General features: G+C 40.0%; 15 protein-coding genes. 12 read left to right on the top strand and 3 right to left on the bottom strand.

Annotation, left to right across the window (positions count from 1 at the left end; translation table 11 throughout):
- From ACNI3T_RS04200 to ACNI3T_RS04190, 3 genes are all read right to left on the bottom strand, one after another.
- Nucleotides 1–409: hypothetical protein (locus ACNI3T_RS04200; RefSeq protein ID WP_418226753.1), on the bottom strand; the 409-nt coding region annotated here is incomplete at its 3' end.
- Between the two features lie 12 nt (nt 410–421).
- On the bottom strand, nt 422–1,027 hold the full coding sequence (gene yihA / locus ACNI3T_RS04195) for a ribosome biogenesis GTP-binding protein YihA/YsxC (RefSeq protein WP_418226752.1): 606 nt from the start codon (nt 1,025–1,027) through the stop codon (nt 422–424).
- Nucleotides 1,028–1,039: 12 nt separating this feature from the next.
- Nucleotides 1,040–1,804 (bottom strand): alpha/beta fold hydrolase, encoded by a 765-nt coding sequence (locus tag ACNI3T_RS04190; protein WP_418226751.1) that lies wholly within the window; start codon nt 1,802–1,804, stop codon nt 1,040–1,042.
- A gap of 290 nt (nt 1,805–2,094) precedes the next feature.
- Here ACNI3T_RS04190 and mraZ point away from each other — a divergent pair, with 290 nt between their 5' ends.
- From mraZ to ftsA, 12 genes are all read left to right on the top strand, one after another.
- Nucleotides 2,095–2,565 (top strand): division/cell wall cluster transcriptional repressor MraZ, encoded by a 471-nt coding sequence (gene mraZ, locus ACNI3T_RS04185; RefSeq protein WP_418226750.1) that lies wholly within the window; start codon nt 2,095–2,097, stop codon nt 2,563–2,565.
- On the top strand, nt 2,552–3,448 hold the full coding sequence (rsmH, locus tag ACNI3T_RS04180) for a 16S rRNA (cytosine(1402)-N(4))-methyltransferase RsmH (protein WP_418226749.1): 897 nt from the start codon (nt 2,552–2,554) through the stop codon (nt 3,446–3,448). Before mraZ ends, rsmH begins: the two co-directional genes overlap by 14 nt.
- 5 nt (nt 3,449–3,453) lie before the next feature.
- Nucleotides 3,454–3,771, top strand: coding sequence for an FtsL-like putative cell division protein (locus ACNI3T_RS04175; RefSeq protein WP_141876881.1), 318 nt, complete (start codon nt 3,454–3,456; stop codon nt 3,769–3,771).
- A gap of 7 nt (nt 3,772–3,778) precedes the next feature.
- Complete coding sequence (locus tag ACNI3T_RS04170) at nt 3,779–5,770, top strand: penicillin-binding protein (RefSeq protein ID WP_418226748.1); 1,992 nt, start codon at nt 3,779–3,781, stop codon at nt 5,768–5,770.
- Entirely contained in the window at nt 5,770–7,236 is a 1,467-nt protein-coding gene (locus tag ACNI3T_RS04165; RefSeq protein ID WP_418226747.1) for a UDP-N-acetylmuramoyl-L-alanyl-D-glutamate--2,6-diaminopimelate ligase, read from the top strand. The genes ACNI3T_RS04170 and ACNI3T_RS04165 overlap by 1 nt, the downstream gene beginning before the upstream one ends.
- The gene (gene mraY, locus ACNI3T_RS04160) at nt 7,236–8,468 is read left to right on the top strand and encodes a phospho-N-acetylmuramoyl-pentapeptide-transferase (protein ID WP_418226746.1); all 1,233 of its coding nucleotides are present in this window, start codon (nt 7,236–7,238) and stop codon (nt 8,466–8,468) included. The genes ACNI3T_RS04165 and mraY overlap by 1 nt, the downstream gene beginning before the upstream one ends.
- Before the next feature lies 1 nt (nt 8,469).
- Nucleotides 8,470–9,804 (top strand): UDP-N-acetylmuramoyl-L-alanine--D-glutamate ligase, encoded by a 1,335-nt coding sequence (gene murD, locus ACNI3T_RS04155; RefSeq protein ID WP_418226745.1) that lies wholly within the window; start codon nt 8,470–8,472, stop codon nt 9,802–9,804.
- A 29-nt stretch (nt 9,805–9,833) separates the two neighbouring features.
- Nucleotides 9,834–11,042 (top strand): FtsW/RodA/SpoVE family cell cycle protein, encoded by a 1,209-nt coding sequence (locus ACNI3T_RS04150; RefSeq protein WP_418226744.1) that lies wholly within the window; start codon nt 9,834–9,836, stop codon nt 11,040–11,042.
- The gene (gene murG, locus ACNI3T_RS04145; RefSeq protein ID WP_418226743.1) at nt 11,039–12,136 is read left to right on the top strand and encodes an undecaprenyldiphospho-muramoylpentapeptide beta-N-acetylglucosaminyltransferase; all 1,098 of its coding nucleotides are present in this window, start codon (nt 11,039–11,041) and stop codon (nt 12,134–12,136) included. The genes ACNI3T_RS04150 and murG overlap by 4 nt, the downstream gene beginning before the upstream one ends.
- Entirely contained in the window at nt 12,136–13,494 is a 1,359-nt protein-coding gene (murC, locus tag ACNI3T_RS04140) for a UDP-N-acetylmuramate--L-alanine ligase (RefSeq protein WP_418226742.1), read from the top strand. Before murG ends, murC begins: the two co-directional genes overlap by 1 nt.
- Nucleotides 13,484–14,200 (top strand): cell division protein FtsQ/DivIB, encoded by a 717-nt coding sequence (locus ACNI3T_RS04135; protein WP_418226741.1) that lies wholly within the window; start codon nt 13,484–13,486, stop codon nt 14,198–14,200. Before murC ends, ACNI3T_RS04135 begins: the two co-directional genes overlap by 11 nt.
- Before the next feature lie 3 nt (nt 14,201–14,203).
- Nucleotides 14,204–15,412: cell division protein FtsA (gene ftsA, locus ACNI3T_RS04130; RefSeq protein ID WP_417920750.1), on the top strand; the 1,209-nt coding region annotated here is incomplete at its 3' end.

Here is a 15,412-nt window from a genome sequence, read left to right as displayed (position 1 = left end):
GTTGTTCCCAGAATGGTTTTAAAAATCTTTTGCGTCTTCGAATGCGACTTTTACTCCACTTCTCCTCTGGATGTGAACTGGTACAGAGGTCTCCTTTGAATTTAAAAACAAGTAAAATAGGGGCGTTTGTCTTAAAGGTCTTTCCAGTGATCTTAGATAATTCAGTAACTATAGTTCCCTGATCTGAATCAAACCCTAGAAATAAATTTTTATTTAGTGTATTGACTCGAATGTTATTGCTATTTATCGAATCCCATCTTGAACTCTTTCTCCATTGTTCTCTGAATTTTTGCTGACTTATGGATTTACCTTCCGCATCAATGAAAATATCTTTGGTTCTGTCTACTTTTTGAGCAAGTAAATTAGTTTGAAAACTAATGAAAATACTAATGAGAATTAGGTATTTCATTCCGCCTAAACTCTATTTATTATTCAACTGTTCATTGATACTTTCAATATAATCCAGTACTTCATCTTTTCCTAAACCTGCAGATGCTGAAGTAATAAAAAATTCCGGCATCTCTTCCCAGGTTTCCAGCATTTCAGCCTTATAGTTAGCAATATGCTTGTCAAGAACCTTCGGTTTAAGCTTATCAGCTTTAGTGAAAATGATACAGAATGGAATCGCGTTTTCTCCCATCCACTGCATAAACTCCATATCTATAGGTTGAGGGGAATGTCTTGAATCAATAAGAACAAATGCGCACACCATTTGTTTACGCTGTTCGAAATATGCAGTAATGAATTTCTGAAATACTTTTTTAGTAGATTTTGAGACCTGGGCATAACCATATCCCGGTAGATCCACCAGGTGCCAGTTCTTGTTGATCAAAAAATGATTGATCAACTGGGTTTTTCCAGGTTTCGCTGAAGTTTTTGCCAGAGCCTTTCTGCCCGTAAGCATATTGATAAGTGACGATTTTCCAACATTACTACGGCCAATGAATGCATATTCCGGCAGGGAGCTGTTTGGGCAATGATCAACTTTGGAATTGCTTATAACGAATTCTGCAGTTTTGATCTTCATAATAAAAGATTTTTAGATAGCTCTTTCTTTAAGCCATGCGTGAAGCACTTCATTGAATTCCTGGGGATGCTCCATCATAGCGGCATGGCCGCATTGATCGATCCAGTACAGATCTGAATCTGGTAATAATCTCTGGAAATCCTCAGCAACTTCAGGAGGAGTGACAGTGTCATTTTTCCCCCAGATAATACAGGTAGGCGTTTGCATCTTTGGGAGATCTTTCGCCATATTGTGTCGAATTGCGCTCTTGGCAATAGCCAGTGTCTTTACCAGTTTATTTCGATCACTTACTGTTTCATATACTTCGTCCACGATTTCCTTAGTTGCAACCTGAGGATCGTAAAAAACGGCTTCAGCTTTTTTCTTGATAAATTCGTAATCACCACGTCTTGGATAACTCTCGCCCATGGCGTTTTCATATAATCCAGAACTACCAGTGATAACCAGGGCTTCTACACTTTCAGGAAACATTTTAGTAGCCAGCAATGCGATATGACCTCCAAGGGAATTACCAAGCAGAATTACTTTTTGGTAGCCTTTATGGTCCAGAAATTCCTTTAGATATTTGGCGAACGTACCTACACTGGTCTTGAGAAGAGACATTGAATAAAGTGGTAATTCCGGGATTAACACCTTATAGCCATTTTCCGGAAAGTAACTTACAACTCCGTCAAAATTACTTAGGCCTCCCATAAGTCCGTGAAGAATAACAATCGGGGTGCCTTCGCCTTTTTCTAGATATGTGAATTTCCCCTCCTGCCTTAAGTGATCTTTCATTGATAGCCTTTGCGGTTAGCAATCGCAAATATAGCGATTTCGATACAAGTATAATCATTTTTGATTAACTGCAAACTCATTTCTGGTAAGTGGGAATATAAGATTTCAGCTAAAAACTAAACTAATTGCTCCATTTTTTCCCACGAATTTTCAAGAGTCTGAATAATAAGGAAATAGAGCTATTTCGTAGGTTTTCAATCACATACGGTGGTAAAACTTATCAACATTGTGGTAGAAAGTGGTAAAATGTGGTATTATTTTCAATATATTTGACTTTATAAAGTCAAAGCGTGGTAAATCTCATTGGGACATACGAATGTAAAGTAGATGCTAAGGGCCGGTTAATGGTTCCTTCAGCATTGAAAAAGCAATTGTCTCCAATGTTGCAGGAAGGTTTCGTGATTAAAAGGTCAGTTTTTCAGCCTTGTCTGGAATTGTATCCTATGGAACAATGGAATATAATGATGGCGAAGATCAATAAACTGAACAGGTTTAAAAAGCAAAACAATGATTTTATAAGAAGGTTTACTGCCGGTGTTAAGACAGTGGAAGTGGACTCGAATGGTCGTCTCTTAATTCCGAAGGACCTAATAGGTTTCGCCGGTATTGAGAAGGAGATCGTCCTCTCGTCTGCGATTAACATCGTAGAGATATGGGATAAAGATAAATATGAAAACGCCATTGAAGGTTCTTCAGATGATGACTTTGCAAGTCTTGCTGAAGAAGTGATGGGTAACGACGATATTGATGGACTATCATAATCCTGTTCTTTTGAAGGAATCTGTTGATGGCTTGAATATCCAGCCAGATGGAGTGTATGTAGATGTAACTTTTGGAGGTGGTGGTCATTCCAGGGAGATTCTAAGCAGGCTTGGACCTTCGGGGAAATTATATGCCTTCGACCAGGACAAGGACGCGTTGGAGAATAAGATAGATGATGAGCGTTTTACACTTATTAATGAAAATTTCAGATTTCTGAAGAGATTTCTAAGATTCTATGGTGTTAAGGAAGTTGATGGAATTCTAGGTGATTTTGGTGTTTCCTCGCATCAGTTCAATGAAGCTGAAAGAGGGTTTTCAACCAGATTCGATGCCAGGCTGGATATGAGAATGAACCAGGGAGATAAGTTAAGTGCATATGAAGTCATTAATGAATACGAAGAGGAGCAACTAAAGAAGTTATTCTATGCGTATGCAGATTTGAAAAACGCACCCAAACTTGCCCGTACCATCGTGGAAGAAAGAAAGAACGGAGCTATAGAAACCAGTGAGCAGCTAAAGGATCTATTGAAGCCGCATTTATTCCGCGGAAAGGAAAATAAGATACTAGCACAGATCTATCAGGCAATTCGTATAGAAGTAAATCAGGAAATTGAAGTGCTCAAAGAATTTCTTCAGCAAACTGAAGCGGTGATCCGGAAAGACGGAAGGTTGAGTTTGATCTCATACCACTCTCTTGAAGACAGGTTGGTGAAGCGATATATAAGGAGTGGATTGTTTGAGGGAGAACCAGAGAAAGACATGTATGGCAATATAGATGTTCCGTTCAGAAAAACCAGCGGACTCATCATTCCATCGAGAGATGAAATAAAACAAAATAACAGGGCGAGAAGTGCCAAATTAAGAGTGGCGCGTAAGCTTTAAGAATTATGAAGAAAGGGTTTTACAATATACTTAAGGCTAATTTTCTTATTAGCGAAGATGCTGTAAAAAACTGGCGGTTCATCGTTTACTGTACCGTTCTGGCAATTATCATGATCGCCAGTTCTCACAATGCAGAAAAGAAGGTGCACCAGATCGCAAGATTGAGCACAGAAGTCAAGGAGTTGAGAAGTGAGCATATTGAACGAAGATCAGATCTAATGAAGATCAAAATGGAATCCACTATCACCGAATCTATGTCGGGTAAAGGTATTGGGCCGTCTGATACGCCACCGAACAAAATTAGAGTTATCATAAAAGAATAAACCTTAAATGGCAACAACAGAAAAAAGCATCCTGAATCGTATGTATTTCGTGGCCGGCTGCCTGTTCCTCTTCGCAATTGCGGTAGGGGTGAAATTGCTAAATATTCAGTTTGTTCATGGTGAACATTACAAAAGTCTTGCGGAAGAGCGCACTCTAAGAAATTTCAAAATTCCTGCGAATCGTGGGAATCTTTATGATTCTAATGGAAATCTACTGGCTACTTCAGTTCCCAAATATGACATTCGATTTGATGCTGTAACTGTTTCAGACAAAAATTTTGAAGAGAACATAGGAGAGTTGTCCGCTAAACTTTCCAAAATGCTAGGACGTTCTGCTTCTTATTATTCCCAGAAATTAAGAACAGCGCGCGCAAACAAGCAGCGCTACGTATTGATCGCTAAGAATCTTGGATATTCAGAATACATGAAGATCAAGAGTTTCCCCATGTTCAATCTCGGTGCTTTTAAAGGTGGAATGATCACCGAACAAACCACGGTTAGAGAGCATCCACTTGGTAAAATGGGGGAACGAACCGTAGGCTATGAGCGTAGAGATGAGAATGGGTATTTTACTCGCGTTGGTCTGGAAGGCGCATTTAGTAACTACCTGCGAGGAACAGATGGTCGTCGTTTAAAGCAGAAGATCGCCAAAGGACAATGGAAACCTATTAGTGATAATAACGAAATGGAGCCAAAAGATGGTTATGATGTTATTTCTACTATCGATGTTAATATTCAGGATATCGCGCATCATTCACTATTACGACAATTAGAATATTTTGAAGCAGATCATGGAACTGTAGTGGTTATGGAAACCGCAACTGGTGAGATCAAAGCAATGTCAAATCTGGGACGTACAGAAGACGGTACTTATTTCGAAAAAAGAAATTACGCAGTTTACGAGGCCCACGAACCTGGATCTACTTTTAAATTAATGGCGATGGTGGCTGCACTCGAGGATGAGGTAGTGGATACCAGCCAGGTTATTGATACAGAAAAAGGTGTGGTGCGGTTTTACGGTCGCCCTGTACGTGATTCACATCATGGTGGTTATGGTGAAATTTCGGTTGCGAAGGCATTTGAATTGTCTTCGAACACCGCATTTACCAAAATGATCACTGAAGGCTATAAAAATGATCCGTCGAAATTTGTGGACAGATTATACGACATGGGTCTCAATGATAAGATTGGTCTTGAAATTAAAGGTGAGGGCTCTCCCCGAATTCCTCACCCTCAGGACAAATCATGGAATGGCTTAAGCTTGCCCTGGATGGCTTTTGGTTATGGGGTGGCAATTACGCCTTTGCAAACGCTAACTTTTTACAACGCGATCGCAAATGATGGTGAAATGATAAAGCCGCGATTTATTAAGGCGGTGAAAGATCGGGACAAGTCTATTATAACTATGGATAAGCAGGTGATGAACCCATCTATCTGTTCTCCAGAAACTGCTGCCAAGGTTCGTGAGATGATGAAGAATACGGTTGAGCGCGGCACAGCTGCCAATATCTATACTGAAAACTTTTCGATGGCTGGTAAGACGGGAACATGCCAGACTGAATACTGGATAGAACCTGGTAGATATATAGCTTCATTCGCCGGATATTTTCCTGCGGAAGATCCTAAATACTCCTGTATCGTAGTGATTCATAAGCCAAACAGAAGAAAAGGATATTACGGAAATATCGTAGCGGCACCGGTTTTTAAAGATATCGCCAGGAAGATTTATACCGATACACCAGTGATGGATGAGCTCGAAAATCTTGATTTTGAAGACGAGGATATTCAAGCCGACTATGACACTTACTACGCAAGCATACAGGATGAAAAAATGCTGATGCCAGATGTTACCGGAATGCCGGCAATGGATGCGATCTCCATCCTGGAGAATCTTGGAATACAGGTTAGATTAAATGGAAAGGGTGTAGTGAAAAGACAGTCTGTTTCAGCAGGAAAAAAAATAGATAATAACGCCATCGTAAATCTTGAATTGAGTTAATGCAGGTTTTAAAAGACATACTCTATAAGGTGAATATTAAGTCGGTTTCCGGAGATACCGGGGTGACCATTCGTGATATTCATTTTGATTCCAGAAAAGTTTCTCTAAATGATGTTTTCATCGCGATTCGAGGAAGCTTAAGTGATGGTCATGACTTTATCAAAAATGCTGAAAATCAGGGTGCACTTGCTATTGTATGTGAGGAGCTTCCGAAGGAAAAAGTAAATGGCGTTACTTATATTGAAGTAGCAGACTCCAAGAGAGCGCTGGCGTATATTTCAGCTAATTATTACGAGAATCCTTCCGAAAATTTAAAATTAGTTGGAGTTACGGGTACCAATGGGAAAACAACCATTGCGACTTTGCTATATGACCTGTTTACCAAGGCTGGATTTAAATGCGGATTACTTTCTACCGTAAAGATCATGGTTGGAGATGAAGAACGTACTGCCATTCGAACGACTCCAGATTCCATAAGTATCAATTCTCACCTAAGCGATATGAACGATGCCGGGGTAGAATTTTGCTTTATGGAAGTGAGTTCACATGGAATTGATCAGCATCGTACGACTGCTCTTAAATTTAAAGGCGGAATATTCACGAATCTCTCGCACGATCATCTTGACTATCACAAAGACTTTGCAGAATACCGTGATGTGAAAAAGAGGTTTTTTGATGAATTGCCAGCTTCAGCTTTTGCACTTACCAATATCGATGATAAGAATGGTGATATAATGCTTCAGAATACAAAAGCGAAGAAATACAGTTACGCTTTAAAGTCCTATGCAGATTACCAGGCTCAGATCCTTGAGAATAACTTTACAGGGTTACTTCTGAAAGTAAGAGATCAGGAATTATGGTCCAGACTGATAGGTACTTTCAACGCTTACAATGTTCTTGCGATTTATGCAACTGCGGAATTATTAGGCTTAAAAACCCTGGAAACACTTCGGATTATAAGTGAACTGAATTCGGTTAGTGGAAGGTTTCAGTATGTAATTTCAGAAAAAGAGAAGGTAACAGCAATTGTTGACTACGCACATACCCCCGATGCATTGAAGAATGTATTGGAGACCATCAACAGTATTCGTACAAGAAATGAGAATTTGATCACGGTGGTAGGCTGTGGTGGTGATAGAGACAGTACTAAGAGACCAAAAATGGGACATATTGCGTCTGCTTTAAGTACCAAAGTGATCTTTACCAGCGATAATCCAAGAACCGAAGATCCAGATAAGATCATCGAGGATGTGGAAGCAGGAGTAGAGCCACAGAACTTCAAAAAGATAATGAGTGTAACCAACCGAAAACAGGCAATTAGAACTGCCTGCCAAATGGCTACAAACAACGATATTATATTAATTGCCGGGAAAGGTCATGAGACCTACCAGGAGGTAAACGGAGAACGATTTGATTTTGATGACCTCAAAATTGTAAAGGAATTTCTAAAAACTCTGGATAAATAATGCTGTATTACCTGTTTAAATTTTTAGAAGATAGATATCAGCTGCCGGGAGCCCAGTTATTTGAGTTCCTGTCATTCAGGTCTGCAATGGCGATCATATTATCGCTGGGAATTTCTACGATCTATGGTAAACATATTATCAATTACCTGAGAGCTAAACAAATAGGTGAGAGCGTTAGAGATCTTGGGTTAAAAGGTCAGACGGAAAAGGCAGGTACACCAACCATGGGGGGTGTGATCATTATAGTTGCGACGCTAATCCCTGTTTTATTGTTCGCCAAGCTGGAAAATATTTATGTCATTCTGTTGATCATTACCACACTTTGGATGGGTGCGATCGGGTTCCTGGATGATTATATCAAGACATTTAAGAAGGATAAAGAAGGATTAAAGGGAATCTTTAAAGTAATAGGCCAGATTGGACTTGGTCTTATCGTAGGATGTACCATGTATTTTCATCCACAGATAACTACAAAGGAAGTAATGACCGAAACCAATCCTACTGAAAATGTGATTGCCAGAGCTGAGGTTGTGGATATGGGGCCGGAAGTAAAGGATACCAGTACAACTATTCCGTTTGTTAAGGACAACGAATTTGAATACTCCAGTTTAATAAGCTGGATAGATGCAGACCTGGTAAACTATGCGTGGCTAATATTTATACCTATCGTGATCTTTATCGTAACGGCAGTGTCTAATGGTGCGAACCTTACTGATGGTATCGATGGACTTGCCGCTGGATCATCGGCTATTATCGTGCTAACACTGGGAATCTTCGCCTGGGTTTCGGGTAACATCATATTTTCAGATTACCTGAATATAATGTACATCCCACGATCTGGAGAGATGACGATTTTTATAACGGCTTTTGCCGGTGCTTTAGTCGGTTTCCTTTGGTATAACACATATCCAGCCCAGGTTTTTATGGGAGATACTGGAAGTTTGACTATTGGAGGAATTATCGCAGTTCTTGCGATCGCCACTAGAAAGGAATTGCTAATACCATTACTATGTGGAATTTTCCTGGTGGAAAATCTTTCAGTAGTACTACAGGTAGGTTGGTTCAAATGGACTAAAAGAAAATATGGTGAGGGAAGAAGGATTTTTTTGATGTCGCCTCTTCATCATCATTATCAGAAAAAAGGCAGACATGAAAGTAAGATCGTAGTTAGATTCTGGATTATTGGAATTTTCCTGGCGATACTTACAATTGTCACCTTAAAAGTACGCTAGGATGGAAAGACTGGTCATACTTGGAGGTGGAGAAAGTGGAGTTGGTACGGCAATTCTTGGTAAAGAGAAGGGCTACGAGGTTTTTCTTTCAGATCAAGGAAGGATCAAGGATAAGTACCGGGATGTTCTTACAAAACTGGAGATTAATTGGGAAGATGAGAAACATTCAGAAGAAAAAATTCTGAATGCGAATGTGGTGATGAAAAGCCCTGGTATTCCTGATACTGCCGCACTTGTTGTGAAACTTCGGAAGAATGATATTCCAGTTATATCAGAAATTGAATTTGCTTCCTGGTTTTCTGAAACTCCCGTGATAGGGATTACAGGAAGCAACGGTAAAACAACAGTGACCAACCTGATACAGCATTTACTGAAGAGTGGCGAGGTGAATTCAGGAATGGGTGGAAATATCGGAAACAGCTATGCGAAAATGGTTGCTGAAGACGAGAATGATTGGTTCGTTCTTGAATTATCCAGTTTTCAGCTGGATGGAATCGAAGATTTCAAACCGCATATCGCCATTTTAACAAACATTACGCCAGATCATTTAGATCGCTATGATTACAAATTTGAAAATTATATAGAATCAAAATTTAGAATTACAAAGAATCAAACAGCCGAAGATTATTTCATCTATGATGCAGATGATCGAGTGATCACAGAATGGCTTGAGAAAAACCCTGTGAAAGCACAAAAGCTACCATTTTCAATGGAACAAAAACTTGAAAACGGCGCTTATCTAGAAGATAAAAACATTGTTATAAAAATAAATAATACCGAGTTTACTATGTCAACATCAGATATATCCCTACAGGGCAAACACAACACCAAGAATGCAATGGCTGCGGCTACCGTTTCTCAATTGCTAAGAATTAGAAAGCAGACTATTAGAGAAAGCATGGCTAATTTTCAGGGTGTGGAACATCGTCTTGAAAAGGTGCTAAAGATCAACAATGTGATGTATATCAACGATTCCAAAGCGACCAATGTAAATGCAACTTATTACGCATTGGAAAGTATGGAATCTGAAACGGTATGGATCCTTGGAGGCGTGGATAAAGGCAATGTTTATGATGACCTGCTTCCTTTAGTGAACGAAAAAGTGAAAGCAATCATTTGTTTGGGAGTTGACAATGAGAAAATTAAAAGAGCTTTTGGAAACATCGTGGAGAATCTGGTAGAAACCGGATCTATGGATGAGGCGGTTAAGATGGCATACAGGCTGGCAGATAAAGGTGATAATGTATTGTTGTCTCCGGCATGTGCAAGTTTCGATCTATTCGAAAATTATGAGGACAGAGGCAGACAGTTTAAGAATGCCGTGCGTAATCTATAAGCATTAATAAAAGTATTGAATATCGTATAATGAGCAACGTATTTACAAATTTAAAAGGTGATAAAGTGATCTGGGCGGTAGCAGCTTTGCTGGCGATCTTTTCCTTTTTACCGGTGTACAGTGCCAGTAGTAACCTGGCCTATCTCCATGGAGATGGTAGTACTACCGGATTTCTTATCATGCACTTTTTTCATTTGCTACTTGGTTTTTGCCTATTATTCGCGGTGCATAAAATACCTTATCATTACTTTCGTGGAATAAGTATTTTGCTACTTCCTATAGTAATTGTTTTGTTGATTTTCACCATTGCTCAGGGAACTACTATTGACGGTGCCTATGCCAGTAGGTGGATACGTATCCCGGTATTAAATGTATCCTTCCAGTCTTCAACTCTGGCTTCTGTCGTTTTGATGGTTTATGTTGCCAGATATCTCTCCAAGGTCACCGAGAAAAAAGTAACATTTAAGGAGACAATAATTCCGCTATGGGCGCCTGTATTCGCAGTATTAGTGCTAATTTTGCCGGCCAATTTCTCCACAACAGCGATCATTTTTGTCATGACGCTGATACTGATGTTCTTAGGAGGTTACCCTATTAAATACCTATCAGCAATTGTTGGTGTTGGTATAGTAACGCTGGGTATTTTCGTGCTTACAGCTAAAGCTTTTCCAGGTTTGTTACCCAACAGGGTCGATACCTGGTCCAGCCGAATTGAAACCTTTTTCGATGGAGAGGAAGCAGATGAACAATATCAGGTAGAGAAAGCTAAAATTGCGATCGCTCAGGGTGGTATTACAGGAACTGGAATTGGTAAAAGTGTGCAAAGAAATTTTTTACCCCAATCTTCTTCAGATTTCATTTACGCGATAATCGTGGAGGAAATGGGATTAATAGGGGCTTTCGGAGTTATGTTGGCTTACTTGCTTCTGTTATTCAGGATTGTCATTGTTGCTACAAAAGCAAGCAGCATATTTGGTAAACTGGTGGTAATGGGCGTAGGGTTACCTATAGTTTTCCAGGCGCTGATTAATATGGGTGTTGCGGTGGAATTATTTCCGGTTACGGGACAAACCTTGCCTCTGGTGAGTAGTGGGGGAACTTCTATCTGGATGACCTGCATCGCACTTGGAATTATACTGAGTGTAAGTGCTAGAAGAGAAGAAATTAAAGAATTCGAAAATGAAAGCCTTAATGGTGAGGAAGAGAATCCTTTGGATATTTTGAGTGAAGCGATATGAAGAAGAACATGCGAGTTATATTATCAGGTGGCGGAACAGGTGGACATATCTATCCTGCGATCGCTATTGCAGATGAGATCAAAAGTCGTCATCCAGAAGCTGAAATATTATTCGTAGGTGCAAAGGACCGTATGGAAATGGAGAAGGTACCTCAGGCTGGTTATAAGATCGAAGGCCTGTGGATCACTGGGATCGATCGTTCCTTAAGTTTAAGAAACTTATCTTTTCCTTTTAAGTTAATCAGCAGTATCTCAAAATCGAGAAAGATCGTAAAGAGATTTAAGCCAGATGTTGTCATTGGAACTGGCGGATTTGCCAGCGGACCATTACTGCGTGTAGCGATCTCCAGGAATATACCTACGCTGGTACAGGAACAGAATAGTCTTCCAGGTATCACCAATAAAATACTAGCCAAGAATGCAAGTGTTATCTGTGCAGCCTATGAGAAGGTAAAAGATTTTTTCCCTGCGGAAAAAACTGTCATCACGGGGAACCCTGTAAGACAGGATTTACTAAAGGTGAATACACTAAGGCAGGAAGCGCAGGAATACTTTAAACTGAAGCCTGGAAAGAAAACGGTTTTAATTTTAGGCGGAAGCCTGGGAGCAAGAAGAATCAATAAACTTATTGAAACCTATTTGAAAAGATTCGAACAGGAAAATGTGCAATTGATCTGGCAAATTGGGAAACTATATTATTCAGATTATAAGAAGTACGCTTCAGATAAGGTGGTGGCGAAAGAATATATCAATCGTATGGACCTGGCGTATGCCGCTGCAGATGTGATCATTTCAAGAGCTGGAGCTGGAAGCGTTTCAGAATTATGCATAGTAGGAAAACCGGTGTTATTTATCCCTTCTCCGAATGTTGCTGAAAATCATCAGGCGAAAAATGCCATGGCGGTAACAGATCATGATGCGGCATTAATGATTACTGAAGATGAACTTACAGAAAAATTTGATCCATGCTTTTTCAGCTTTTTAAAAGATGAAAGAAGACTGGAAAGATTTTCAAGAAATATAAAACAACTGGCTCTGCCCAACGCAACATCAGACATTGTAAACGAAGTAGAAAAGCTTGTAGAAAGAAACTAATGAAGAATCCTGATCACATAGAACATTTTTATTTCATCGGTATCGGTGGAATTGGGATGAGTGCGCTCGCCAGATATTTCCAGGCGAAGGGTGCAAAGGTTTGTGGTTATGATCGTACACCTTCAAAACTTACAGCAGAACTGGAGCAGGAAGGGATTGTTATTAGTTATGCAGATGAGGTTGAGACTATTCCACAAAATATTTTAGAGGATGTGGAAAATAGTCTCGTGGTGTATACTCCTGCCGTTCCAAAGGATCATAAACAGTTTGGTTATTTTCAGCAGGAAGCATTCCAGGTTGTGAAAAGATCTGAATTACTGGGGATGGTTACCGCTAATAAATACTGCCTGGCCGTTGCCGGTACCCATGGAAAGACTACCACAACAGCTATTTTAGGTCATTTGCTTAAAGAAACTGGTGCGAAAGTAACTGCATTCCTGGGCGGAATTAGTGAAGATATTCAGTCCAACCTGATCATGCAGGGCGATGAGGTCGTAGTTGTAGAAGCAGATGAGTTTGATCGCTCATTCCTTCGACTTTCTCCTAACATCGCTGCGATCACCTCTATGGATGCAGATCATCTTGACATCTACGGAAGTAAGGAAGAACTGGAGAAATCGTTTAATGAATTTGCAGCAAAAATACCTGAAAACGGCACTTTATTCGTAAATAACAAATTATCTCTAAGCGGAACTACACTTGGCATAAATGATGCTAGTGATTATTCGGCTAAGAACGTAAAGATTGAGAATGGTACTTATGTCTTTGATCTAAAGACTCCATCTCAAACAATAGAAAATTTAAGATTTAATCTACCCGGCAATCATAATTTGCTGAATGCTATAACAGCCCTGGCGATGGCGATCGAATACGGATCCCCAACCATCGATCTGGCCAGGGCTTTATATTCCTTTAAAGGTGTAAGACGTAGATTCAATTATAAGATTAAAACCGATAAACTGGTGCTCATTGATGACTATGCTCATCATCCTACAGAGATTTCTGCAGTACATCAGGCGGTTCGTGCAATGTACCCCGATAAAATTGTTCTTGCGGTTTTTCAACCCCACTTGTTTAGCCGTACCCGTGACTTCGCTGAAGATTTTGCCTCCAGCCTTTCAGAATTTGACAAGGTCTTTCTCATGGATATTTATCCTGCACGAGAAACCCCAATCGAAGGCATCACTTCAGCCTGGTTACTGGAACAATTAGAAAATGATTACAAGAGACTTGTTAGCAAACATGATCTTATTGATTCTATAAGGTCTGAATATGCAGATGTTGTAGTAATGATGGGCGCTGGCGATATTGGAGATGAAGTTGAATCTGTTCAAAATTCATTGCAGGATGAAGCGTAGTCTAAAGTTTATACAACCTCTAATTTTAATCCTGCTAGTAGGAGGGCTTTATGGTTTTGCAGAACATCGCCATAAGAACAGAAAATTAACCGATATCAAGGTAAGTTTTACCGAGACTGAGAACCTCTATGTCACTGAGGAAGTGGTTAATAAATTGTTAATACAATCTAACGACAGTGTCTCGAGCATAGATAAAGAAACTTTAGATTTGAATAGAGTGGAGGCTATGCTGAACGATCATGACATGATTGAAAATGCAGAAGTATTTCTAACACTCGACGGAAAACTGAAAGCGACCGTGAGTCAGCGAAAGCCAATAGGCAGGGTAGCTGGAAATTCTTCATTTTACCTGGATAGAAATGGGGAGATCATGCCATTATCAGAATATTACTCGGCTAGAGTGCCGTTAATGTTCGGTTTCGATGGAAGTACTGTAGCTGAAGTTTACGGGATCGTAAGTTATATTCAGAATGATGATTTTCTAAGAAAACATGTAACGGGAATTACTCGTTTAAACGCTGAAGCCTATGCTTTAGAACTTAGAGAGGATGATTTTCAAATTTATTTTGGAGATACTACGGAGATAGATCTCAAGTTTAACAATTTTAAGGCCTTTTACAAAAAGGCTACCAAGGATAAGAAATTAAATACCTACAAAAAAGTGAACCTACAATTTGGAGATCAGGTTGTGTGCACGAAAAAATAGTTTATGGAACAGAACGATATTGCAGTAGGATTAGATATTGGAACTACCAAGATTGTGGCTATGATCGGCCGCAAGAATGAGTATGGAAAAGTAGAGATCGTAGGCATAGGAAAATCAAAGTCCCTGGGCGTACATCGCGGAGTGGTGAATAATATCACCCAGACGATCCAGTCTATCCAGCAGGCAATACAGGAAGCAGAAGCCGATAGCGGTTTAAAGATCAGTGAAGTGGTAGTTGGAATTGCAGGACAGCATATTCGAAGCCTTCAGCATAGTGATTATATTACCAGGCAAAATCCTGATGAGGTTATAGATTCTGAAGACATTCATACGTTGTGCAACCAGGTTCATAAACTGGTTATGTTGCCGGGAGAAGAGATCATTCATGTGCTTCCGCAGGAATTTAAAGTAGACGGGCAGGCGGAGATCAAAGAACCTATCGGGATGTACGGTGGAAGACTGGAAGCCAACTTTCATGTAGTTGTGGGACAGGTTTCTTCCATAAGAAATATTGGTCGATGCGTGAAAAGCGCCGGTTTGGAACTTTCAGCAGTTACCCTGGAACCTCTGGCTTCAGCTAATGCAGTTCTTAGCCAGGAGGAAAAAGAGGCAGGTGTGGCACTTATCGATATAGGTGGTGGTACAACAGACCTTGCAATTTTTAAAGATGGAATCATCAGACATACCGCGGTAATTCCTTTCGGTGGAAATGTGATTACTGAAGATATTAAGGAAGGATGTTCAATTATTGAAAAGCAGGCAGAATTGCTCAAGATCAAATTTGGGTCTGCTTGGCCGGGTGAGAACAAGGATAATGAGATCGTTTCTATCCCAGGTTTACGTGGAAGGGAGCCGAAGGAGATCACTTTGAAGAATCTCTCCAAGATTATCCACGCACGAGTAGTAGAGATCATCGACCAGGTTTACCTGGAGATCAAGAATTACGGTCATGATGAGCAAAAGAAAAAATTGATCGCTGGAATTGTTCTTACCGGAGGTGGTGCTCAGTTGAAGCATCTCAAGCAACTGGTAGAATATATTACGGGAATGGATACCAGAATAGGATATCCTAACGAACATCTGGCCGGGAATAATGATTCAGAAACCACCAGTCCGGTATATGCTACGGCAGTTGGATTGGTAATGAATAGCCTTGAAAAAGGGAATAACAAGTATCAGGAGGAAGTTGTGCTCTCTAAAAACCAAATGGTA

This window comes from Christiangramia qingdaonensis (assembly GCF_048381525.1).
Taxonomy (GTDB): domain Bacteria; phylum Bacteroidota; class Bacteroidia; order Flavobacteriales; family Flavobacteriaceae; genus Christiangramia.
Note: the sequence above shows the minus strand (reverse complement) of the source record. Positions and strands in the feature narration are given on the sequence as shown.